A 21,879-nucleotide genomic window follows, 5' to 3' on the forward strand; every position below is an offset into this window, starting at 1 on the left:
CACGAAGGGCTGCCGTCAGTGTCTGGGCAGGACAGTGAGCAACATCTGGAAGCACACTCGCCACCAGGGCCAGGGCACTTTCGAACTAGGCTGAGGGCCTGATAGATCCGGATAACCCCTGTTTTGGAGGCGGAACATGAACACCCGTGGATTGCTCGATCAACTACTCAAGTCCGGCCAGGATCTGTTGCAGAACAAGGCCGGCGGGGCGCAGAACAAATCGGCTGGTGGCCTGGGCGGTTTGCTCGGTGGCGCTTCAGGCTCCGGTGCGCTGGGTGGCCTGCTCTCGGGGGCGGGCGGTGGCGCGTTGGCTGCCGGGGCGATGGGCCTGTTGCTCGGCAGCAAAAAAGCGCGCAAGGTCGGCGGCAAAGTCGCCGTTTACGGCGGCCTCGCCGCTCTCGGTGTGCTGGCCTATAAAGCCTACGGCAACTGGAACGCCCAGAAAGGCACGGCACCGCAAACCGCACCACAGACACTGGATCGACTGCCGCCCGCGCAAGCCGAGCAACACAGTCAGGCGATTCTCAAGGCGCTGGTTGCCGCCGCCAAGGCTGACGGCCATATCGATGAGCGCGAGCGTCAGTTGATCGAGGGCGAGTTCACCCGGCTCGACAACGATCAGGAACTGCAGCACTGGTTGCACGCCGAACTCAACAGGCCCCTCGATCCCGGCGATGTCGCCCGGGCCGCCAGCACCCCGGAAATGGCCGCCGAGATGTACATCGCCAGTGTGATGCTGGTGGACGAGGAGAGCTTTATGGAGAATGCTTATCTGGATGAATTGGCGAAGCAACTGAAGCTGGAGCCGGGGTTGAAGGTAGAACTGGAGAAACAGGTGCGGTTGGCAACGCTGTAAACCGGCGGGCCCCTTAGCGAGCAGGCTCACCCCTGCAAGGGAACACATTTCAGAGGTAGGAGTGAGCCTGCTCGCGGTTGCGTTTTCAGCCTCGCATCAACAGCAATGACCGATCCATCGCCCATTTTTGCCATTTCAGCACTGGCATGCCGACCCCTGATTGCCGGACAGTCCCACCCCAGAGCCTCCCGGTTTAGTACCTCGGGCAGGCCGGAGGGTTAAAAAGCGTCTTATAAATGAGACACCTCCCTCGGCTATACTCCCCGCATTTCGACTTAGGCACGAGGAATCACTGTGAAGAACTGGACGTTGCGCCAACGCATTTTGGCGAGCTTTGCGGTGATTATCGCCATCATGTTGCTGATGGTCGTTGTCTCGTATTCACGGTTGCTGAAGATCGAGACCAGTGAAAGCAGCGTGCGTGACGACGCGGTTCCCGGCGTCTATTACAGCGCGATGATCCGTGGTGCGTGGGTCGACAGCTATCTGCAGACCCAGGAACTGCTGGGTCTCAAGGAAGGGCAGGGCATCAGCAGCCAAGATGCGGCGGACTACAAGGCGTTCGAGACGCGGCTGCAAGAGCAGATGGCTAACTACCGCAACACCATCACCACCGACGAAGACCGGGTCGAGTTCGCCACGTTCGAGAAAGACCACGACATCTACATGCAGATCCAGGATCAGGTGCTCGACTTGCACAAGCGCAACCTGCAAGCCGAAGCGATCAAGCTGTTCACCGAGAAGCTGACCCCGGCCTGGTACACCGGCCGCGTGAAACTCAACGACATCATTGGCGAGAACAAGAAAGTCGCTGATCAGGCCATGGCCAACATCGACGAAGCCGTGGCGGCGGCCAAGGTCAGCATGTTCGTGTCGCTGTTGGTGGCCGTGCTGGCGGCCGGTGCCTGTGGCCTGCTGCTGATGCGCGCCATCATGGCGCCGATGAACCGCATCGTGAAGATCCTCGAAATCATGCGCACCGGCGACTTGAGCAGCCGTCTGAATCTGGACCGCAAGGATGAGTTTGGCGCGGTGGAAACCGGCTTCAACGACATGATGACCGAGCTGACTTCGCTGGTGTCCCAGGCCCAGCGCTCGTCGGTGCAGGTGACCACCTCGGTGACCGAGATCGCCGCCACCTCCAAACAGCAACAGGCCACCGCCACCGAAACCGCGGCCACCACCACCGAAATCGGCGCGACCTCGCGGGAAATCGCCGCCACCTCGCGGGATCTGGTGCGCACCATGACCGAAGTGTCCACCGCAGCCGATCAGGCTTCGGTGCTCGCCGGTTCCGGCCAGCAAGGTCTGGCGCGCATGGAAGACACCATGCACTCGGTGATGGGCGCGGCCGATCTGGTCAACGCCAAACTGGCGATCCTCAACGAGAAGGCCGGCAACATCAATCAGGTGGTGGTGACTATCGTCAAGGTTGCCGATCAGACCAACCTGCTGTCGCTCAACGCCGCCATCGAGGCCGAGAAAGCCGGTGAGTATGGTCGCGGTTTTGCCGTGGTCGCCACCGAAGTGCGGCGTCTGGCGGATCAGACCGCCGTTGCCACTTACGACATTGAACAGATGGTTCGCGAAATCCAGTCAGCGGTGTCCGCCGGCGTGATGGGCATGGACAAGTTCTCCGAGGAAGTGCGCCGGGGCATGGCCGAGGTGCAGCAGGTCGGCGAGCAGTTGTCGCAGATCATTCATCAGGTGCAGGCGCTGGCGCCGCGGGTGTTGATGGTCAACGAAGGCATGCAGGCCCAGGCCACCGGTGCCGAACAGATCAACCATGCGCTGGTGCAGTTGGGCGATGCCAGCAGCCAGACCGTCGAATCGTTGCGTCAGGCCAGTTTCGCCATTGACGAACTGAGCCAGGTGGCCGTCGGGCTGCGCAGCGGCGTTTCGCGATTCAAAGTCTGATGAGCGAAATCACCGCCAAACGCAGCGTTGCGCCGGTGGCGAAGCAGGCGTTGTTCCTGCTGTTTCGCATCGGCAACGAGCGTTACGCCTTGCGCGCCACGGAAGTGGCCGAGGTCCTGCCGCGCCTGCCGTTGAAGCCGATTGCCCAGGCGCCGAACTGGGTGGCCGGGGTGTTCGCCTATCGCGGTGCGGTGGTGCCAGCCATCGACCTCAGTGCGCTGACCTTCGGCCAACCCGCCGAGGCCCGCACCAGCACTCGGCTGGTGCTGGTGCATTACCACCCGGATGAACTGCAGCCGTCACACTGGCTCGGGCTGATCCTTGAACAGGCGACCGACACCCTGCGCTGCAATCCCGAAGATTTTCAGCCTTATGGCCTCGACAATCGTCAGGCGCCATACCTCGGTCCGGTGCGTGAAGACGCTCAGGGACTAGTGCAGTGGGTGCGGGTCAACGACCTGCTGGATGACGCCGTGCGCAGCCTGCTGTTTCCGGCGCCGCTTGAGGCGCAGCCATGAGCAGCGACCAACGTTTTTTCGATTTCCTCAAGGAACGCATCGGTCTGGATGTCACCTCGGTCGGGCCGGCGATCATCGAGCGCGCGGTGCGCCAGCGCACGACGCTGTCGCAAGCGGCGCACAGCGATGAATACTGGCAATTGCTGCAAGGCTCGCGGGATGAACAGCAAGCGCTGATCGAAGCGGTGATCGTCCCTGAAACCTGGTTTTTCCGTTACCCGGAATCCTTCGCCACCCTCGGCAAACTGGCGTGCAAGCGGCTGGACGAACTGAACAACATGCGCGCGCTGCGCATCCTCAGCCTGCCGTGCTCCACCGGTGAAGAACCCTATTCGATTGCCATGGCCTTGCTCGATGCCGGGCTCAAGCCGCATCAGTTCAAGGTCGACGGCATGGATGTCAGCCCGCTGTCGGTGGACAAGGCGCGGCGCGCGCTGTACGGCAAGAACTCGTTTCGGGGTCAGGATCTGGACTTTCGCGAGCGTCATTTCAGCGCCGAGGAGGACGGCCATCGCGTCAACGACGCGGTGCGTGAGCAGGTGCGCTTGCAGGTCGGCAACGTGCTGGATCCGACGCTGCTGGTCAGTGAGCCGCCGTTCGACTTTGTGTTCTGCCGCAACCTGCTGATCTATTTCGATCAGCCGACCCAGCAGCAGGTTTTCGCAGTGCTCAAGCGCCTGACGCACTTTGACGGCGTGCTGTTCATCGGCCCGGCCGAGGGCAGTCTGCTCGGGCGTCTGGGCATGCGTTCGATCGGTATCGCGCAGTCGTTCGCGTTCAGCCGACACACTGAGCCGCTGCCCGAACCTGTGGCATTGCCGACGCCCACGCCGTTGCCGGTGCGCCAACCACTACGCAGCCCGCCGCCAGCGCCGGTGCGCCAACGCCCGTTTGCCAACGTTGCTCCGCTACCGGTCAGCAGCAAAAGCGCCAACCCGGACGCCGCGACCTTGCTGGCCAACATCGCCGCGCTGGCCAACGAAGGCAAAAGCGCCGAGGCCCGCGCGGCATGTGAGCAATACCTGCGCAGCCACGAACCGGTGGCTCAGGTGTTCTATTGGCTCGGCCTGCTCAGTGACGTGGCCGGCTCCGCACTCGAAGCCCAGAGTTATTACCGCAAGGCCTTGTACCTTGAGCCGCAACACCCCGAAGCGTTGATGCACCTGGCGGCCTTGCTGCAGGCCCAGGGTGACAGCGCCGGTGCCAGACGATTGCAGGAGCGCGCCGCGCGCAGCGGCCGCACCGCCGACAGTGAGCGTAAACGATGATCCCGTCCGACACCTTGAACGTCACCCACGAAGACGCCCGGGCCATCGATGATTGCTGGAACCGCATCGGCATTCACGGCGACAAGTCGTGTCCGTTGCTGGTGGAACATATTCATTGCCGCAACTGTGCGGTGTATTCCGCCGCCGCCACGCGCCTGCTCGACCGTTATGCGTTGCAGCAGGACGAGCGCGACGCGGTCGCCATCGCGGTTGAAGCTGACGTCAAAACCCGTTCGCTGCTGATGTTCCGCCTCGGCGAAGAATGGCTGGGACTGGCGACCCGCAGTCTGGTGGAAGTCGCGCCGATGCAGGCGATTCACTCGTTGCCGCACCAGCGCTCGCGGGCCTTGCTCGGCGTGGCGAACGTGCGCGGGGCATTGGTGGCGTGCCTGTCGCTGGTCGAGTTGCTCGACCTCGATGGCAACGCCGCACCGGCCAACGGCACGCGGATCATGCCGCGCATGCTGATCATCGCCGCCCACGGCGGGCCGGTCGTGGTGCCGGTGGACGAGGTCGACGGCATCCATGCGATCGATGAACGCATTCTCGACGCCGCGTCACGTGCCGGCGGTGAACACAACAGTACGGTCAGCGCCAAATACACCCGTGGTGTCCTGCAATTCCGGGGGCGCAGCCTGCGTTGGCTGGATGAAGAACAGTTGCTGTCCGCCGTGACCCGGAGCCTCACATGACCCCTGAGCAAATGCGCGACGCCTCGCTGCTGGAGCTGTTCAGCCTCGAAGCCGAGGCTCAGACCCAGGTGCTCAGCAGCGGGCTGCTGGCGCTGGAGCGCAATCCGACCCAGGCCGATCATCTGGAATCGTGCATGCGCGCGGCGCACTCGCTCAAGGGCGCGGCGCGGATCGTCGGCATCGACAGCGGCGTCAGCGTTGCGCATGTGATGGAAGATTGTCTGGTCAGCGCGCAGGAAGGGCGGCTGTTGCTGCGTCCCGAGCACATCGATGCGTTGTTGCAAGGCACCGATCTGTTGATGCGCATCGCCACGCCAGCCAATGCCCCGCAAGCGGCGGACATCGAGGCGTATGTGGTGTTGATGGGCCGCCTGCTCGACCCTTCGGCGCCGCCCGCAGTGGCACCGCCGCCCATGGCCGAGTTGCAGATGCAGGCGCCGCCGCCTGCGCCGATTGAAACCCCGTCGCCAGCGCCCATGCCGGCGATCGATACACCGCTGGAAACCTTCGACCCGACCCCGCGCAAGAACAAGCGCACCACCGAGGGTGGCGAGCGCGTGCTGCGGGTTACGGCCGAGCGCCTGAACAGCCTGCTCGACCTGTCGAGCAAATCGCTGGTCGAAACCCAGCGCCTCAAGCCGCATCTGGCAACCATGCAGCGCCTCAAACGCATGCAGAACAATGGCCTGCGGGCGCTGGAGAGTCTCAATGTGCACCTCAAGGAACATGCGCTGAGCCTCGAAGCCCAGGAAGCCCTTGAGGATGCGCGGCGCCTGCTGGCCGAATCCCAGCAGTTGCTCGGGGAGAAAAACGCCGAACTGGACGAGTTCGCCTGGCAAGCCAGCCAGCGCGCGCAAGTGCTCTACGACACCGCGCTGGCCTGTCGCATGCGCCCGTTTGCCGACGTGCTCACCGGTCAGGTGCGCATGGTCCGGGATCTGGGGCGCAGCCTTGGCAAGCAGGTACGGCTGGAGATCGAAGGCGAGAAAACCCAGGTCGATCGCGACGTGCTGGAAAAGCTTGAAGCGCCGCTGACTCATTTGCTGCGCAACGCCGTCGACCACGGCATCGAAACCCCGGAGCAGCGCGTGCTCAAGGGCAAGTCCGAAGAAGGCCTGATCCGTCTGCGCGCCTCGCACCAGGCCGGTTTGCTGGTGCTCGAACTGAGCGATGACGGCAATGGTGTCGACCTGGAAAAGGTCCGCCGCAGCATTGTCGAGCGTCAGCTGTCGCCGGCCGAAACGGCGGCGCAGTTGAGCGAAGAGGAACTGCTGACGTTCCTGTTTCTGCCGGGCTTCAGCCTGCGCGACACGGTCACCGAAGTGTCCGGGCGTGGCGTCGGTCTGGACGCGGTGCAGCACATGGTGCGGCAGCTGCGTGGCGCGGTGGTGCTCGAGCAGACGGCAGGCGAGGGCAGCCGCTTTCATCTTGAAGTGCCGCTGACCCTGTCGGTGGTGCGCAGTCTGGTGGTGGAAGTCGGCGACGAGGCCTACGCCTTTCCGCTGGCGCACATCGAGCGCATGTGTGATCTGCAGCCGCAGGACATCGTGCAGGTCGAGGGTCGCCAGCATTTTTGGCATGAAGGTCGGCACGTCGGGCTGGTCGCCGCCAGTCAACTGCTCAATCGTCCGGCGAACCAGAGCAGCGACGAAACCCTCAAGGTCGTGGTGATCCGCGAGCGCGACGCGATCTATGGCGTGGCGGTCGAGCGTTTCGTTGGTGAACGCACGCTGGTGGTGCTGCCACTGGATGAGCGGCTGGGCAAGGTTCAGGACATTTCCGCCGGAGCGTTGCTCGATGATGGCTCGGTGGTGCTGATCGTCGATGTCGAAGACATGCTGCGTTCGGTGGACAAACTGCTCAATACCGGGCGTCTGGAACGTATCGCTCGGCATGGCAATCAGGCCGCCGAAGTGGCGCGCAAACGGATTCTGGTGGTCGACGATTCGCTCACTGTGCGCGAGCTGCAACGCAAGCTGCTGCTCAATCGCGGCTATGACGTGGCGGTCGCGGTGGACGGCATGGACGGCTGGAACGCGTTGCGTTCGGAGGACTTCGATTTGCTGATCACCGACATCGACATGCCGCGCATGGACGGCATCGAGCTGGTTACGTTGCTGCGCCGCGACAACCGCCTGCAATCGCTGCCGGTGATGGTGGTTTCGTACAAGGATCGTGAAGAGGATCGCCGTCGTGGACTGGATGCTGGTGCGGACTATTATTTAGCCAAGGCCAGTTTTCATGACGACGCCCTGCTTGATGCAGTGGTTGAGCTCATTGGAGGAGCGCGGGCATGAAAATCGCAATCGTCAACGACATGCCCCTGGCGGTGGAGGCGTTGCGCCGCGCGCTGGCCTTCGAGCCGGCGCATCAGGTGGTCTGGGTCGCCAGAAATGGCGCCGAGGCGGTGCAACTGTGCGCCGAAAATACGCCTGATCTGATTCTGATGGACCTGATCATGCCGGTGATGGACGGTGTCGAGGCCACCCGGCGCATCATGGCCGAAACCCCGTGCGCCATCGTTATCGTCACGGTCGACCGCCAGCAGAACGTGCACCGGGTCTTCGAAGCCATGGGCCACGGTGCGCTGGACGTGGTCGACACCCCGGCGCTCGGTGCTGGCAACGCGCAGGAAGCGGCGGCGCCGTTGCTGCGCAAGATCCTCAACATCGGTTGGCTGATCGGCGAGAAGCCCAGCCGTACGCGCCCGGCGCCAACGCCGCAGCGCAGCTCCGGCTCGTGCAAGCGGTTGGTGGCGATCGGCTCGTCAGCGGGCGGACCGGCGGCGCTGGAAGTGCTGCTCAAGGGCCTGCCGCGCAATTTTTCGGCAGCCATCGTGCTGGTGCAGCATGTGGATCAGGTGTTCGCCGCCGGTATGGCCGAATGGCTGGCCAGCGCCAGCGGCCTGGACGTGCGCCTGGCCCGCGAAGGCGAGCCGCCGCAAGCCGGCGCGGTGCTGCTGGCCGGCACCAATCACCATATACGCTTATTGAAAAACGGCACGCTGGCCTACACCGCCGAGCCGGTCAACGAGATTTACCGACCGTCGATCGACGTGTTTTTCGAAAGTGTCGCCAACTATTGGAACGGCGACGCCATCGGGGTTTTATTGACCGGAATGGGACGCGACGGGGCGCAAGGGCTTAAGCTCATGCGCCAGCAGGGATATCTGACCATCGCGCAGGATCAGCAAAGCAGTGCGGTGTACGGCATGCCCAAGGCCGCAGCGGCGATCGATGCGGCCGTCGAAGTCCGTCCACTGGAAAAGATAGCGCCACGATTGCTGGAGGTTTTCCCCAAATGAACAGGTTTTTCCGCAATCCTGGCCCCCGCAGTATTCAGGTGACCGCCCATGAATGACTTACAGATCGATGGCATTAAAACCGACGAAAACGCCGCCATGGTGTTGTTGGTGGACGATCAGGCGATGATTGGCGAAGCCGTGCGTCGTGGGCTGTCGAACGAAGAGAATATCGACTTCCACTTCTGCTCCGACCCGCACCAGGCCATCGCCCAGGCGGTACGGATCAAGCCGACGGTGATTTTGCAGGACCTGGTGATGCCTGGTCTCGATGGCCTGAGCCTGGTGCGCGAATACCGCAATCACCCGGCGACCAAGGACATCCCGATCATCGTGCTGTCGACCAAGGAAGACCCGCTGATCAAGAGTGCGGCGTTCTCGGCCGGCGCCAACGATTATCTGGTGAAACTGCCGGACACCATCGAACTGGTGGCGCGCATCCGCTATCACTCGCGCTCCTACATGACCCTGCTGCAACGGGACGCGGCGTACCGCGCGTTGCGGGTCAGTCAGCAGCAGTTGCTCGACACCAACCTGGTGCTGCAACGCCTGATGAACTCCGATGGCCTGACCGGGTTGTCCAACCGCCGGCACTTCGACGAGTACCTGGAGCTGGAATGGCGCCGTTCGCTGCGCGATCAGAGTCAGTTGTCGTTGCTGATGATCGATGTCGATTACTTCAAGTCCTACAACGACAGCTTTGGCCATGTCGAAGGCGATGAGGCGCTGCGCAAGGTTGCCACGGCGATCCGCGACGCCAGTGCCCGACCGTCGGACCTGCCGGCGCGCTACGGCGGCGAGGAGTTCGCTCTGGTCTTGCCGAACACCTCGCCGGGCGGCGCGCGGCTGGTGGCGGAGAAACTGCGCCAGACCGTGGCGGCGCTGAAAATTCCGCACAACACCCCGGGTGACGGGGCGAGCCTGACCATCAGCATCGGCCTGGCGACCATGGTGCCGCAGGCGGGCAGCGATTGCCGGCTGCTGATCTCGGCGGCGGATCGCGGGTTGTACCTGGCGAAAAACAATGGCCGTAATCAGGTCGGTATCGAATAGATCTCCTGGACAATGCAAATTCCCTGTGGGAGCGGGCTTGCTCGCGAATTCGGCGTGTCATGCAGCATTGATGTCGACTGACACGCCGCCTTCGCGAGCAAGCCCGCTCCCACATTTGAAATGCGTCGAGCCAATGTCAAGCGATTCGCCCCGACAGCCGCCAGACGGGCTGCCGTGACAGCGTGATTACGTTATACTCGCCGGCTTTCAAAAGTTCGCCAACGAGTGCTGCCCGTCATGGAAATCAACCCGATCCTGAACACCATCAAGGACCTGTCCGAGCGCTCCGAAACTATTCGGGGGTATCTTTGACTACGATCAAAAGCATGAGCGTCTGACCGAAGTCAATCGCGAGCTTGAAGATCCGAGTGTCTGGAACAAACCTGAATACGCCCAGGAACTGGGCCGCGAGCGCTCTGCGCTGGCGCAGATCGTCGACACCCTCGACGAACTGAACGCTGGTCTGGCCGATTGCCGCGACCTGCTGGACATGGCTGTCGAAGAAAACGACGAAGGCGCAGTGGGCGATGTCGTCGCCGAGCTGGCCCGTCTCGAGGAAAATCTGGCCAAGCTGGAATTCCGTCGCATGTTCAGCCATGAAATGGACCCGAACAACGCCTACCTGGACATCCAGGCCGGTTCCGGCGGCACCGAAGCCCAGGACTGGGCCAACATCCTGCTGCGCATGTACCTGCGCTGGGCTGACAAACGCGGTTTTGACGCGACCATCATGGAGCTGTCGGCCGGTGAAGTCGCCGGGATCAAGGGTGCGACCGTGCACATCAAGGGCGAGTACGCCTTTGGCTGGCTGCGCACCGAGATCGGCGTGCACCGTCTGGTGCGCAAGAGCCCGTTCGACTCCGGCAACCGTCGCCACACCTCGTTCTCCGCGGTTTTCGTCTCGCCAGAGATCGACGACAAGGTGGAAATCGAAATCAACCCGGCAGACCTGCGGATCGACACCTATCGTTCCTCCGGTGCTGGTGGTCAGCACGTAAACACCACCGACTCGGCCGTACGTATCACTCACGTACCGACCAACACCGTGGTCAGCTGCCAGAACGAACGTTCCCAGCACGCCAACAAGGACACCGCCATGAAAATGCTGCGGGCCAAGTTGTACGAGCAGGAAATGCAGAAACGCAACGCCGCGTCGCAAGCGCTGGAAGACACCAAGTCGGACATCGGCTGGGGTCACCAGATCCGCTCTTACGTGCTCGATGCGTCGCGGATCAAGGATCTGCGCACCAACATCGAACGCAGCGACTGCGACAAGGTGCTCGACGGCGACATCGACGAATACCTGTATGCCAGCCTGAAATCCGGGCTGTAAAAGACGCAATACAGCATCGGCTGATTCAACCCGATCCCTGTAGGAGCCAGCTTGCTGGCGATCCCCGGGCCCAAGGCCCGGGGGCAACGAACCTGATGGAATATCTAAAGACATGAGCGACCAACAACTCGACCCGCAAGCCCTGCAACAGGAAGAAAACTCCCTGATCGCCCTGCGCAAGGAAAAGCTGGCTGCCGAGCGCGCCAAGGGCAACGCCTTCCCGAACGACTTCCGCCGCGAAAACTACTGCGAAGATCTGCAGAAGAAATACGCGGACAAGACCAAGGAAGAGCTGGCCGAGGCTGCAATCCCGGTCAAGGTTGCCGGTCGCATCATGCTCAACCGTGGCTCGTTCATGGTGATCCAGGACATGACCGGTCGCATTCAGGTCTACGTCAACCGCAAGACCCTGTCGGAAGACACCCTGGCCGCCGTCAAGACTTGGGACATGGGCGATATCATTGCCGCCGAAGGCACCCTGGCGCGTTCCGGCAAGGGCGATCTGTACGTGGAAATGACCAGCGTGCGCCTGCTGACCAAGTCGCTGCGTCCGCTGCCGGACAAGCATCACGGCCTGACCGACACCGAACAGCGCTACCGTCAGCGTTACGTTGACCTGATCGTCAACGAAGACGTGCGCCAGACCTTCCGCGTGCGTTCGCAAGTGATCGCGCACATCCGCAGCTTCCTGATGAAGCGCGACTTCCTCGAAGTCGAAACGCCGATGCTGCAGACCATTCCTGGCGGCGCCGCAGCCAAGCCGTTCGAAACCCACCACAACGCGCTGGACATGGAAATGTTCCTGCGTATCGCGCCTGAGCTGTACCTCAAGCGTCTGGTGGTCGGTGGTTTTGAAAAGGTCTTCGAGATCAACCGCAACTTCCGTAACGAAGGCGTCTCGACGCGTCACAACCCTGAATTCACCATGTTGGAGTTCTACCAGGCTTACGCCGACTACGAAGACAACATGGACCTGACCGAAGAACTGTTCCGTGAACTGGCGCAGCTGGTGCTGGGCAGCACCGACGTGCCGTACGGCGACAAGGTGTTCCACTTCGGCGAGCCGTTCGTCCGTCTGTCGGTGTTCGACTCGATCCTCAAGTACAACCCTGAGCTGACCGCCGATGATCTGAACGACATCGACAAGGCGCGCGCCATCGCCAAGAAGGCCGGTGCCAAGGTGCTGGGCTTCGAAGGTCTGGGCAAGCTGCAGGTGATGATTTTCGAAGAGCTGGTCGAGCACAAGCTGGAACAGCCGCACTTCATTACCCAGTACCCGTTCGAAGTGTCGCCGCTGGCACGTCGCAACGACGACAACCCGAACGTCACTGACCGTTTCGAGCTGTTCATCGGTGGCCGTGAAATTGCCAACGCCTACTCCGAGTTGAACGACGCTGAAGACCAGGCCGAGCGCTTCATGGCGCAGGTGGCCGACAAGGACGCCGGCGACGACGAAGCCATGCATTACGACGCCGACTTCGTGCGCGCGCTGGAGTACGGCATGCCGCCAACGGCCGGTGAAGGCATCGGCATTGACCGACTGGTGATGTTGCTGACCAACTCGCCGTCGATCCGCGATGTGATCCTGTTCCCGCACATGCGACCGCAAGCGTAAACATTTCAGTTCAAAAGCCGCCTAAAACAGGCGGCTTTTTATTGCCTGTCTGGTACAAATGTATCAATTGGTTACTTTTGAAATAACAGAGGAAGTCCAGTCGTGATGGTTGCAATCGCTCAAGAAGGTGCAGCGGGTATCGCCACTGCGGTCGCTGAAAGTGTTCAGTACCAGGGCCGCAAGGCCAGCCGACAGGGCAGCGAGCAGCGTCGCCAGGACATTCTCGACGCGGCGATGCGCATTGTCGTGCGTGACGGCGTGCGCGCCGTGCGCCACCGGGCCGTGGCGGCCGAGGCCGGTGTGCCGCTGTCGGCCACCACCTATTACTTCAAGGACATCGATGACCTGCTCACCGATACCTTCGCCCAGTACGTCGAACGCAGTGCGGCCTACATGGCCAAGTTGTGGAACAACAACGAAGGCCTGCTGCGCGATATGGTCGTCAGTGGCGACGGCAGCCCTGAGTCGCGCTCGCAACTGGCGGACGATATTGCGCGGTTGATGGCCGACTATGTGCACCGGCAGTTGGTCAACCGTCGCGAGCACCTGATGGCCGAGCAGGCGTTTCGCCAGGAAGCGCTGCTCAACCCGCGCCTGGCGGATCTGGTGCGTTCCCATCAACAGATTCTGCTGCAGGGCACCTGCCAGTTGTTTCAGGTGCTGGGCTCGCGTGAACCGCAACAGGATGCCAAAGTGTTGACGGCGATTATCGGACGGATGGAATATCAGGGCCTGCTCAACGACGCCGAGCCTTTGGCCGAACAGGACATGCTCGGGATTCTGACGCGGTATATGCATCTGGTGCTGGCGTCGATGTAACGCAATCCCTGCTTGATCGTTCCCACGCTCCGCGTGGGAATGCATACCGTGACGCTCTGCGTCACAGTGGACGCAGAGCGTCCATGGCGGCATTCCCACGCAGAGCGTAGGAACGATCAGGTGTAACGGGTGTTCAAGGGAGTGTTGAATGAAAGCCTGGCGTGGCGCGTTGATCGCGCTGTCGTTCCTGCTGCTCAGCGGTTGTCTGGTGACCTTCAAGGAGCCGCTGCCCGCCAGTGAGCCGGCGCCCAAGGGCCTGCTCGGCCAATGGTCGAGCACCAATGCCTGGGGCGAGCCGATGAACCTGGAACTGACGCGCCTGGGCAACGACCGTTATCAGGCGGTCGCGTACTTCAAGGCCAGACCCCGCGAGCGCGAAGCCTATCCGTTCACCGTGTCGCGCCATGGCAACCGCTGGTATCTGTCGGCGAAGGTGCCGGCGCAGTATGGCGGGCACTTCACCATCGCCGGTTTCGAGATCTCCGATAAGCACGAACTGGTGATTTACAACCTCGATCTCGAACAGATCAACCAGGCCATCGCGCAGAAGAGTCTCAACGGGCAAGGGTTCCAGACCGATGACGGCGACGGCGTGCAGGTCGACAGCAGCCTCGACAAGGTCTTTGCTTACCTCGATGATCCGGCCAATTCCGATGTATTCGTCGAGGCCGCGCGTTATCAGCGCCAGGCCCGCGCCAAATAATTCAGTTTTCTACAGGAGTTTCGGGTGGACGATTACCAGCAGACGATACGCACGCTGTCCGATCGCATTGTGCTGGCGCAGACGCCGATTCGCGTCCTCGACGCGGTGAAGTGGGACGAGAACATTCGCAAGGGCTTTCTCAAGGCCAAGGGCAAGGAAATGCCTGCGGTGGATCGCGACTACTACCTCAACCGGCCACTGAGTTTCGATTCGAGCAAGGTCAAACTCGAGTTCCAGAACATCGAGCGCGACATCACCCGCCAGCTCGGCCAGTTCAACCCGGTCGGGCAGATCATGCGCCGCATGTGCAAGGAATACCGGATGGTGGTGCGCATGCTCGAAGCGCGCGGCACCGAGGATTTCGGCCTGATCTCTCAGGAGCTGTACGGCGCCGCCTCAGATGCGTTTCACGCCGGCGACCCGACCCTGGCCGACCTCGGCCTGATGATGTCCGACTACCTGAACAACATCGATGGCCGTGGCGACCTGAAGGACGAGCCGAAAATCCTCACCGCCAAGGACGCCGTGCACCTGCTGCAAACGCGTTTGAACAAGGTGTTCGGCGAGGCCGAGGAAACCATCCGCGTGTTCGAGTCCGACGGCATCGTTGCCGACGCGGCAGCGGGGGCCGACTACATCAAGATCCGTACCGACGCGATGTTCAATGATCGCGACGTGCGCGCGCTGGAAGTCCACGAAGGTCTGGTGCACGTAGGCACCACGCTCAACGGCTTGAACCAGCCGATCTGCACCTTCCTGTCCAAGGGCCCACCCTCGTCGACGGTGACCCAGGAAGGTCTGGCGATTCTGATGGAAATCATCACCTTTGCCTCCTACCCAAGCCGCCTGCGCAAACTGACCAATCGCACCCGCGCCATTCACATGGTCGAGGAGGGCGCGGACTTTTTGCAGGTGTTCGAGTTCTTCCGCGAACAGGGTTTTGAAATGGCCGAAAGCTACGGCAACGCCAGCCGTGTGTTCCGAGGCTCGACGCCGACCGGCCTGCCATTCACCAAAGACTTGTCCTACCTCAAGGGCTTTATCATGGTTTACAACTACATTCAGTTGGCCGTGCGTAAGGGCAAGCTTGAGCAGATTCCGCTGTTGTTCTGCGGCAAGACCACGCTGGAAGACATGCGTACCTTGCGCCAACTGGTGGATGAGGGATTGGTGGTGCCGCCGAAGTATCTGCCAGAACAGTTTCGCGACATGAACGCGCTGTCAGCGTGGATGTGCTTCTCCAACTTCCTCAATCACTTGAGCCTGGACCGGATCGAGGCGGATTACTCGAACATCCTTTGAGCCAACACAAACCCCCTGTAGGCCTTCGCCTGCTCGCGATAGCGGTGTGTCAATCAACATGAACAGTGACTGATACACCGCCATCGCGAGCAGGCTCACTCCTACAGTTTTTGACTGTATTCCAATTCGAACTCTGCGAGGTTTCACCGGATGAGAATCCTCGGCATCTTCTGCCTGCTCCTGACCCTCGGTGGTTGCAGTTCGTTGTTGTTCTACCCCGAGCCGGGCCAGATTTTCACCCCGGAAAAAGCCAAACTCGAATACCGCACCGTTACCCTGACCACCGCCGACGGCCTCAAGCTCAATGCCTGGTGGCTGCCGGCCAAACCCGGTGTTGAAGTCAAAGGCACGGTCCTGCACCTGCATGGCAACGGCGGCAATCTGCCGATGCACCTGGGCGGCAGTTGGTGGTTGCCGAAAAACGGCTATCAAGTGCTGCTGGTGGACTATCGCGGTTATGGCCTGTCCGAAGGCAAACCGAGCCTGCCGGCGATCTATCAGGATATCGACGCGGCATTCGCCTGGCTGGACCAGGCGCCGGAGGTCAAAGGCAAGCCGCTGATCCTGCTCGGCCAAAGCCTCGGTGGTTCGATGGCCGTGCATTGGCTGGTGCAGCACCCGGAGCGGCAGATGCAACTCAAAGCCTTCGTGCTCGACGGTGTGCCCGCCAGTTATCGCAGCGTCGGCCAGTACGCACTCAGCACGTCGTGGCTGACCTGGCCGGTCCAGGTGCCGCTGTCATGGCTGGTGCCGGACGGCGACAGCGCCATCAACGCGATGCCGCAGCTCAAGGGCGTGCCGAAACTGATCTTTCACAGCATCGATGATCCGCTGGTACCGCTTTCCAATGGCATCCGCCTGTATCAAGCTGCGCCGCCACCGCGGGTGTTGCAGTTGACCCGTGGCGGCCACGTGCAGACCTTCGGTGACCCGGTCTGGCGCAAGGTGATGCTGCGCTATCTGGAGGACCCTGAACATTTCAACGGCCTGCGCCGCCTCGGCGAGATCCCGAATTACCCGCAATCTCCGAATTCTGAAGATGAGAGTCCGCAATGAGTGAAGAACGTAACGCCATCCCGCTGATCATCACCGGTATCTGCAGCATCCTCGGCACCGTCGGGGCGCTGTGGTACTACGGCTACCTGCACTTCGCCAAACCCGAGGATGCGCTGCTGCTCAATGAATTCACCATGCTCAAGACCGTGCCGGGCGAAGACTACAAAGTCTCGCTGGACCCGGCGCCGCAAGTGGCGCAGTGCATCGATGGCGTGCTGGTGCTGTTCGATACCGAGCAGAAAGACCTGACCGGGGTGCTGATCAATGCGCAGAAAAAAGCTGTGCGCTGCATGGGCCAGGAAACCCCACAACAACTCGAACAGTAACCCGATCCATTGCAGGCCTTCGCCTGCTCGCGATAGCGGTGTGTCAGCCAACATAGATATTGAATGTCAGACTTCTATCGCGAGCAGGCGAAGGCCTACAGGGTTTTGTGTTCGTGCATGAAAAAGCCCCGCCTGATTACTCAGGCGGGGCTTTTGTGTTACTGCGTGCCGCTTAGTTCGAGCTGACTGCCGAACGTGGCACCACTGGTTGGTTGTCGTTGGAAATGGTCACTTCCACACGACGGTTCATCGCACGGCCGGAAACGCTGCCGTTGTCGGCGACCGGGTATTCCTTGCCATAACCCTGCACCACGATGCGCGAAGGATCTACGCCCATCTTGATCAGTGCTGTTTGCACGGAAGTCGCACGACGCTCGGACAGCGACTGGTTGTAGTTCGCCGCGCCAGTGCTGTCGGTGTAACCCTCGACGATCACTTTGCGATCAGGGTTTTCCTGAAGGAACTGCGCCAGTTTGTTGATGTTCACCAGACCGCTGGATTTCAGGTCAGCCTTGTTGGTGGCGAACAGCACGTCACCGAAGGTCACCAACGTACCGCGATCAGTCTGCTTGGCGTTCAGGCTCTGCTGCAGTTGCTTGATCTGCTGGTCGCGAGCGTCCAGACGGGCCTGGGCACGTTGTGCGGAAGCGTTCTTCAGGTTGTTTTCAGCAGTGCGCAGGGCGATGGTCTGCTTGGCCACTTCCACGCGCTGGTTGGTCAGGTAGGCCAGTTGGTCAACCTTGGCGGCGTCTTGCTTATCCAGGTAAGCCTTGTCGGCTTTGTCCAGGTAATCGCTGGCGTCTTTGGTTTCCAGGGCGGCGACTTTGCTCGCCTGCGGGTTGGCCTGCAGACCGGCGTAGTTGGTGCGTGCCTGTTCCAGGTTCGGGTTAGGCGGGGTAGAGCAGGCAGCCAGGGCAACGCTTGCGGCCAGGAGAGCGGGGATCATCAGTTGCTTACGCATAATTTGTCGTCCTTTCTATCGATAAGAGTTTCAGCTTTGCGGTCGGGATGCGCGCTTACTGCACGATGCGCTGACTTTCCTGACGCAGTTCCTGAACACCTTTCTGGGAATCCTTCAGAGCCTGCTCGGCCTTGGCAGCCTGAGCCTTGCGTTCTGCTACGCGAGCATCCCATTCGGCCTGCTCGGCGAGGGTGCGAGCTTCTTCATACTTTTTGTCGTGCATGGCGATTTCGGCTTGTTTGAGCTTGTCTTGCGCCTGCTTCATTTCCACCGCAGCGAACTCGGTACCGCCAGCGCTCACAGCGCTGTTGACTGCCGACTGGGTCACGGCGTACTGCTCGGTCGGTGGGTTGCCGGCGCAACCGGCCAGAACGAAGCTGGTGCCGATGGCCAGAGCGGCCAGTTTCAGACCGCGCAGGTGAGAGAACGAGGTTTGGGTCTTCATGGTCTTCAACTCCATTGTTTAACTCCTGATAAAACCGAAAATCCATCCTGGTCGAGGAGCCGCAAGCGTCGTGTGAAAGCGCGTTTTTGAAACGCTCGTTCCAGGCGTGGTTACAGGTTCCGACCGGAGGCGTTTTTTAAAAGTTCAGAAAAGATGGCCCATCGCCCAAAAATTTTTGACCAAACGGACAGGGCTCTAGGACGGGAACTTTGGCGGGGCAGAGTGGTACGCGCGGGTGTTTCTAATACCGAAAAAACTTCGATCTGGAGGTAGAAATACAGTCAATGTGGGAGCGAGCCTGCTCGCGAAAGCGGTGTGCCAGTCACCATCAATGTCGACTGATATATTGCTTTCGCGAGCAGGCTCGCTCCCACAGTTTTGATCTGTGGAGTGTCAGTGTTTTTGCTTACCGGCAGCAGTCGACAAATCCTGCAGATGCTGGCGCGACAGCGCCAGAAAACGCGGGGTCGGGCCGACGTCTTCGTACAGCGGATCGCCTTCTTCATCGGTGGCGACCACGGTCGAGCCTTTCACATACGGCAGGCTCGCCTCGAACTCTTCGAGCGCGGCGCCGATCAGCTCGCCGAGCAGTTCTTCGGGGTGGCGTTTGGGGTACATCTCGGCAATCGCCGCCAGCCGCGCGGCCGCCTCGACGTCCAGATGAATCGTGTAGCCGGTGTCGGTCAGGCGACCCTTGGCATTTTCTTCCCAATGCTGGGCGAGTTCACGGATTTTCATGATGACCTCATTTGCGCCTGCTCGTGGCAGGCCTGGGTGAGTGTCCGGCGGGGCCGGCGGCAAGCCGTTGTACGGCTTACAGTTGAGACTAGCTTCAAGCCGCAAGGTTTAAAGTCCCTTCGTCGTCTGCTTGTAAGAAGCGCCGTAGAGCGGCACTCTCTGGGCAAAGCATTCGTTTCTGCGCCGTCCCGATTACCGCTGGAGAACTGCTGATGACCGATATTGATGCACGCTTGCGCGAGGACGTTCACCTGCTGGGTGAGCTGTTGGGCAACACCATCCGAGACCAGTACGGCGAGGAATTTCTCGACAAGATCGAGCAGATTCGCAAGGGCGCCAAGGCCGACCGGCGCGGCTCGATGGACGCTGAGCTGAGCGCCAGCCTCAACCAGTTGAGCGAAGACGAATTGCTCCCGGTGGCGCGGGCGTTCAACCAGTTCCTCAATCTGGCGAACATCGCCGAGCAGTATCAGTTGATTCATCGCCGCGAAGAGTCGCAGCCGGCGCCGTTCGAGTCCCGCGTGCTCCCGGAACTGCTCGCCCGCCTGCGCAATGAAGGCCACAACGCCGAATCGCTGGCCCGGCAACTGGCGCGCCTGGAAATTGAGCTGGTACTGACCGCACACCCGACCGAAGTTGCGCGGCGCACGCTGATCCAGAAGTACGACGCGATCGCCGCGCAACTGGCGGCTCAGGATCATCGCGACCTGACCAGCGCCGAGCGCGAACAGATCCAGAACATCCTGCAACGACTGATCGCCGAAGCCTGGCACACCGAAGAAATCCGCCGCACGCGGCCGACCCCGGTCGATGAAGCCAAGTGGGGTTTTGCGGTGATCGAACACTCGCTGTGGCAGGCGATTCCCAACCACATGCGCAAGGCCGATCAGGCGTTGTTTGCCGCCACCGGCCTGCGCTTGCCTCTGGAGGCGGCGCCGATCCGCTTTGCCTCGTGGATGGGCGGCGATCGCGACGGCAACCCCAACGTCACCGCTGCGGTGACCCGCGAAGTGCTGTTGCTGGCGCGCTGGATGGCCGCTGACCTGTACCTGCGCGATGTCGATCACCTGGCCGCCGAGCTGTCGATGCAGCAGGCCAGCGACGCGCTCAAGGCCAAGGCCGGTGACAGCGCCGAGCCGTATCGTGCGGTGCTCAAGCAATTGCGCGAACGCCTGCGAGCCACACGCAACTGGGCACATGCCTCGCTCACTGCGAGCACGCCGGCATCGGCCGACGTGTTGCACAACAACCGCGACCTGCTCGATCCGCTGGAGCTGTGCTTCAACTCGCTGCACGAGTGTGGCATGGGCGTGATCGCCGACGGGCCGTTGCTCGATTGCCTGCGCCGGGCGGTGACGTTCGGCCTGTTCCTGGTGCGCCTCGATGTGCGACAGGACTCGACGCGGCACAGCTCGGCGATGACCGAAATCACCGATTACCTCGGTCTCGGTCGCTACGAAGACTGGGACGAAGAGCAACGCATCAGCTTCCTCACTCGCGAATTGAGCAATCGCCGACCATTGCTGCCGGCGCATTTCAGACCGTCCGCCGACACTGCTGAAGTGCTCGCCACTTGCAAGGAGATCGCTGCTGCACCGGGTGCCTCGCTGGGTTCCTACGTGATCTCGATGGCGGGCGCCGCCTCCGACGTGTTGGCGGTGCAACTGCTGCTCAAAGAGTCAGGCGTGCTGCGGCCGATGCGCGTGGTGCCGTTGTTTGAAACCCTTGCCGACCTCGACAACGCCGGGCCGGTCATGGAGCGTCTGTTGCTGCTGCCGGGGTATCGCGCCAGGTTGCAGGGCCCGCAGGAAGTGATGATCGGTTATTCCGACTCGGCCAAGGACGCCGGCACCACCGCTGCGGCGTGGGCGCAATACCGGGCGCAGGAACGTCTGGTGGAAATCTGTCGCGAACAGCAAGTCGAACTGCTGTTGTTCCACGGTCGCGGTGGCACTGTGGGCCGTGGCGGCGGTCCGGCGCACGCGGCGATCCTGTCGCAGCCACCGGGGTCGGTGGCGGGGCGGTTCCGCACCACCGAGCAGGGCGAAATGATTCGATTCAAATTCGGCCTGCCGGACATCGCCGAACAGAACCTCAATTTGTATCTGGCCGCCGTGCTTGAAGCGACGCTGTTGCCACCACCGCCGCCAACGCCTGAGTGGCGGCACCTGATGGACGAATTGGCCGCTGACGGTGTTGCCGCCTACCGCGCAGTGGTGCGCGAGAATCCGCAATTCGTCGAGTACTTCCGCCAGTCCACGCCGGAGCAGGAACTGGGGCGCCTGCCCCTCGGCAGCCGTCCGGCCAAGCGCCGTGCCGGCGGGATCGAAAGCCTGCGGGCGATTCCGTGGATTTTCGGCTGGACCCAGACGCGCTTGATGCTGCCGGCCTGGCTGGGCTGGGAAACCGCGCTGAGCAAGGCGCTGGAGCGTGGCGAGGGCGAACTGCTGGCCCAGATGCGCGAGCAGTGGCCGTTCTTCCGCACGCGCATCGACATGCTGGAAATGGTCCTGGCCAAGGCCGATGCCGACATTGCGCTGTCTTACGATCAGCGTCTGGTCGAGCCGGACCTGCTGCCGTTGGGCGCGCAGTTACGCGACCTATTGTCGCAGGCGTGCGCGGTAGTGCTCGGCCTGACCGGTCAGTCACAACTGCTGGCGCATAGCCCCGACACCCTGGAATTCATCCGTCTGCGCAACACCTACCTCGACCCGCTTCATCTATTGCAGGCCGAACTGTTGGCCCGTTCACGGCAGCAGGATGTCGAGCAGGGCAGCCCGGTGGAGCAGGCGCTACTGGTGTCTGTGGCGGGGATTGCCGCCGGTTTGCGCAATACCGGCTAAGGTTTTTACGCTGGCGTCAGGCACCCGGTGCACAGGCCGGGTGCCGCTTTGTACACAGGCACAAAGTGCGGGCAGGCGACAGTTAATGATGGGGTTGCGACTTGGGTTACCGCGTCGCAAGGTCGCGGCGGGC

19 protein-coding genes are annotated in these 21,879 nt (G+C 61.7%); 16 read left to right on the forward strand and 3 right to left on the reverse strand.

The features are described from left to right. Positions 1-136: 136 nt before the first annotated feature. The 15 genes from QMK55_RS18915 to QMK55_RS18985 all read left to right on the forward strand — a co-directional run bounded on the left by QMK55_RS18915 (position 137) and on the right by QMK55_RS18985 (position 16,759). Positions 137-856: a tellurite resistance TerB family protein gene (locus tag QMK55_RS18915; protein ID WP_320329738.1), complete on the forward strand. Its 720-nt coding sequence runs from the start codon at positions 137-139 to the stop codon at positions 854-856. Positions 857-1,150: 294 nt separating this feature from the next. Beyond that, positions 1,151-2,773 carry a methyl-accepting chemotaxis protein gene (locus QMK55_RS18920; protein WP_102358469.1) on the forward strand — a complete coding sequence of 541 codons (1,623 nt, stop codon included), beginning with the start codon at positions 1,151-1,153 and terminating at the stop codon, positions 2,771-2,773. Beyond that, positions 2,773-3,291, forward strand: coding sequence for a chemotaxis protein CheW (locus QMK55_RS18925; protein WP_320329739.1), 519 nt, complete (start codon positions 2,773-2,775; stop codon positions 3,289-3,291). Before QMK55_RS18920 ends, QMK55_RS18925 begins: the two co-directional genes overlap by 1 nt. Beyond that, positions 3,288-4,559: a CheR family methyltransferase gene (locus QMK55_RS18930; protein WP_102358471.1), complete on the forward strand. Its 1,272-nt coding sequence runs from the start codon at positions 3,288-3,290 to the stop codon at positions 4,557-4,559. The genes QMK55_RS18925 and QMK55_RS18930 overlap by 4 nt, the downstream gene beginning before the upstream one ends. Then, on the forward strand, positions 4,556-5,251 hold the full coding sequence (locus QMK55_RS18935; protein WP_102358472.1) for a chemotaxis protein CheW: 696 nt from the start codon (positions 4,556-4,558) through the stop codon (positions 5,249-5,251). The genes QMK55_RS18930 and QMK55_RS18935 overlap by 4 nt, the downstream gene beginning before the upstream one ends. Beyond that, positions 5,248-7,548, forward strand: a complete 2,301-nt coding sequence (locus QMK55_RS18940) for a hybrid sensor histidine kinase/response regulator (protein WP_320329740.1) — start codon at positions 5,248-5,250, stop codon at positions 7,546-7,548. The genes QMK55_RS18935 and QMK55_RS18940 overlap by 4 nt, the downstream gene beginning before the upstream one ends. Then, the gene (locus QMK55_RS18945; RefSeq protein WP_102358474.1) at positions 7,545-8,555 is read left to right on the forward strand and encodes a chemotaxis response regulator protein-glutamate methylesterase; all 1,011 of its coding nucleotides are present in this window, start codon (positions 7,545-7,547) and stop codon (positions 8,553-8,555) included. The genes QMK55_RS18940 and QMK55_RS18945 overlap by 4 nt, the downstream gene beginning before the upstream one ends. A 48-nt stretch (positions 8,556-8,603) precedes the next feature. Then, positions 8,604-9,605 carry a diguanylate cyclase domain-containing protein gene (locus QMK55_RS18950; protein WP_102358475.1) on the forward strand — a complete coding sequence of 334 codons (1,002 nt, stop codon included), beginning with the start codon at positions 8,604-8,606 and terminating at the stop codon, positions 9,603-9,605. A 237-nt stretch (positions 9,606-9,842) separates the two neighbouring features. After that, a protein-coding gene (gene prfB / locus QMK55_RS18955; RefSeq protein ID WP_102358477.1) for a peptide chain release factor 2 occupies positions 9,843-10,938 on the forward strand; the annotation gives its coding sequence in 2 pieces (ribosomal slippage) (positions 9,843-9,914 and positions 9,916-10,938; 1,095 coding nt in all). Between the two features lie 112 nt (positions 10,939-11,050). After that, positions 11,051-12,553, forward strand: a complete 1,503-nt coding sequence (gene lysS, locus QMK55_RS18960) for a lysine--tRNA ligase (protein WP_007908910.1) — start codon at positions 11,051-11,053, stop codon at positions 12,551-12,553. A 105-nt stretch (positions 12,554-12,658) separates the two neighbouring features. After that, positions 12,659-13,372 carry a TetR/AcrR family transcriptional regulator gene (locus QMK55_RS18965; protein ID WP_102358479.1) on the forward strand — a complete coding sequence of 238 codons (714 nt, stop codon included), beginning with the start codon at positions 12,659-12,661 and terminating at the stop codon, positions 13,370-13,372. A gap of 148 nt (positions 13,373-13,520) precedes the next feature. Then, positions 13,521-14,075, forward strand: a complete 555-nt coding sequence (locus QMK55_RS18970; RefSeq protein WP_320329741.1) for a hypothetical protein — start codon at positions 13,521-13,523, stop codon at positions 14,073-14,075. Between the two features lie 24 nt (positions 14,076-14,099). Continuing rightward, positions 14,100-15,377: a flavohemoglobin expression-modulating QEGLA motif protein gene (locus QMK55_RS18975; RefSeq protein WP_102358481.1), complete on the forward strand. Its 1,278-nt coding sequence runs from the start codon at positions 14,100-14,102 to the stop codon at positions 15,375-15,377. 150 nt (positions 15,378-15,527) lie between these two features. Continuing rightward, positions 15,528-16,433, forward strand: a complete 906-nt coding sequence (locus tag QMK55_RS18980) for an alpha/beta hydrolase (RefSeq protein ID WP_320329742.1) — start codon at positions 15,528-15,530, stop codon at positions 16,431-16,433. Then, on the forward strand, positions 16,430-16,759 hold the full coding sequence (locus QMK55_RS18985) for a hypothetical protein (RefSeq protein WP_320329743.1): 330 nt from the start codon (positions 16,430-16,432) through the stop codon (positions 16,757-16,759). Before QMK55_RS18980 ends, QMK55_RS18985 begins: the two co-directional genes overlap by 4 nt. Before the next feature lie 172 nt (positions 16,760-16,931). Here the strand turns inward: QMK55_RS18985 and QMK55_RS18990 are convergent, their stop codons facing one another. From QMK55_RS18990 to QMK55_RS19000, 3 genes are all read right to left on the reverse strand, one after another. Next, positions 16,932-17,720 carry an OmpA family protein gene (locus QMK55_RS18990; protein ID WP_102358483.1) on the reverse strand — a complete coding sequence of 263 codons (789 nt, stop codon included), beginning with the start codon at positions 17,718-17,720 and terminating at the stop codon, positions 16,932-16,934. Between the two features lie 55 nt (positions 17,721-17,775). Further along, positions 17,776-18,180, reverse strand: a complete 405-nt coding sequence (locus QMK55_RS18995) for a DUF4398 domain-containing protein (protein ID WP_320329744.1) — start codon at positions 18,178-18,180, stop codon at positions 17,776-17,778. 378 nt (positions 18,181-18,558) lie between these two features. Further along, positions 18,559-18,903, reverse strand: coding sequence for a pilin assembly protein (locus QMK55_RS19000; protein ID WP_102358485.1), 345 nt, complete (start codon positions 18,901-18,903; stop codon positions 18,559-18,561). Positions 18,904-19,115: 212 nt separating this feature from the next. On the opposite strand from QMK55_RS19000, the gene ppc reads away from it, so the two are divergent. Further along, a complete protein-coding gene (gene ppc / locus QMK55_RS19005) occupies positions 19,116-21,746 on the forward strand; it encodes a phosphoenolpyruvate carboxylase (protein WP_102358486.1) in 2,631 nt (876 codons plus the stop codon). The last annotated feature ends 133 nt before the right edge of the window (positions 21,747-21,879 follow it).

The organism is Pseudomonas sp. P8_229, assembly GCF_034008635.1.
Lineage (GTDB): Bacteria > Pseudomonadota > Gammaproteobacteria > Pseudomonadales > Pseudomonadaceae > Aquipseudomonas.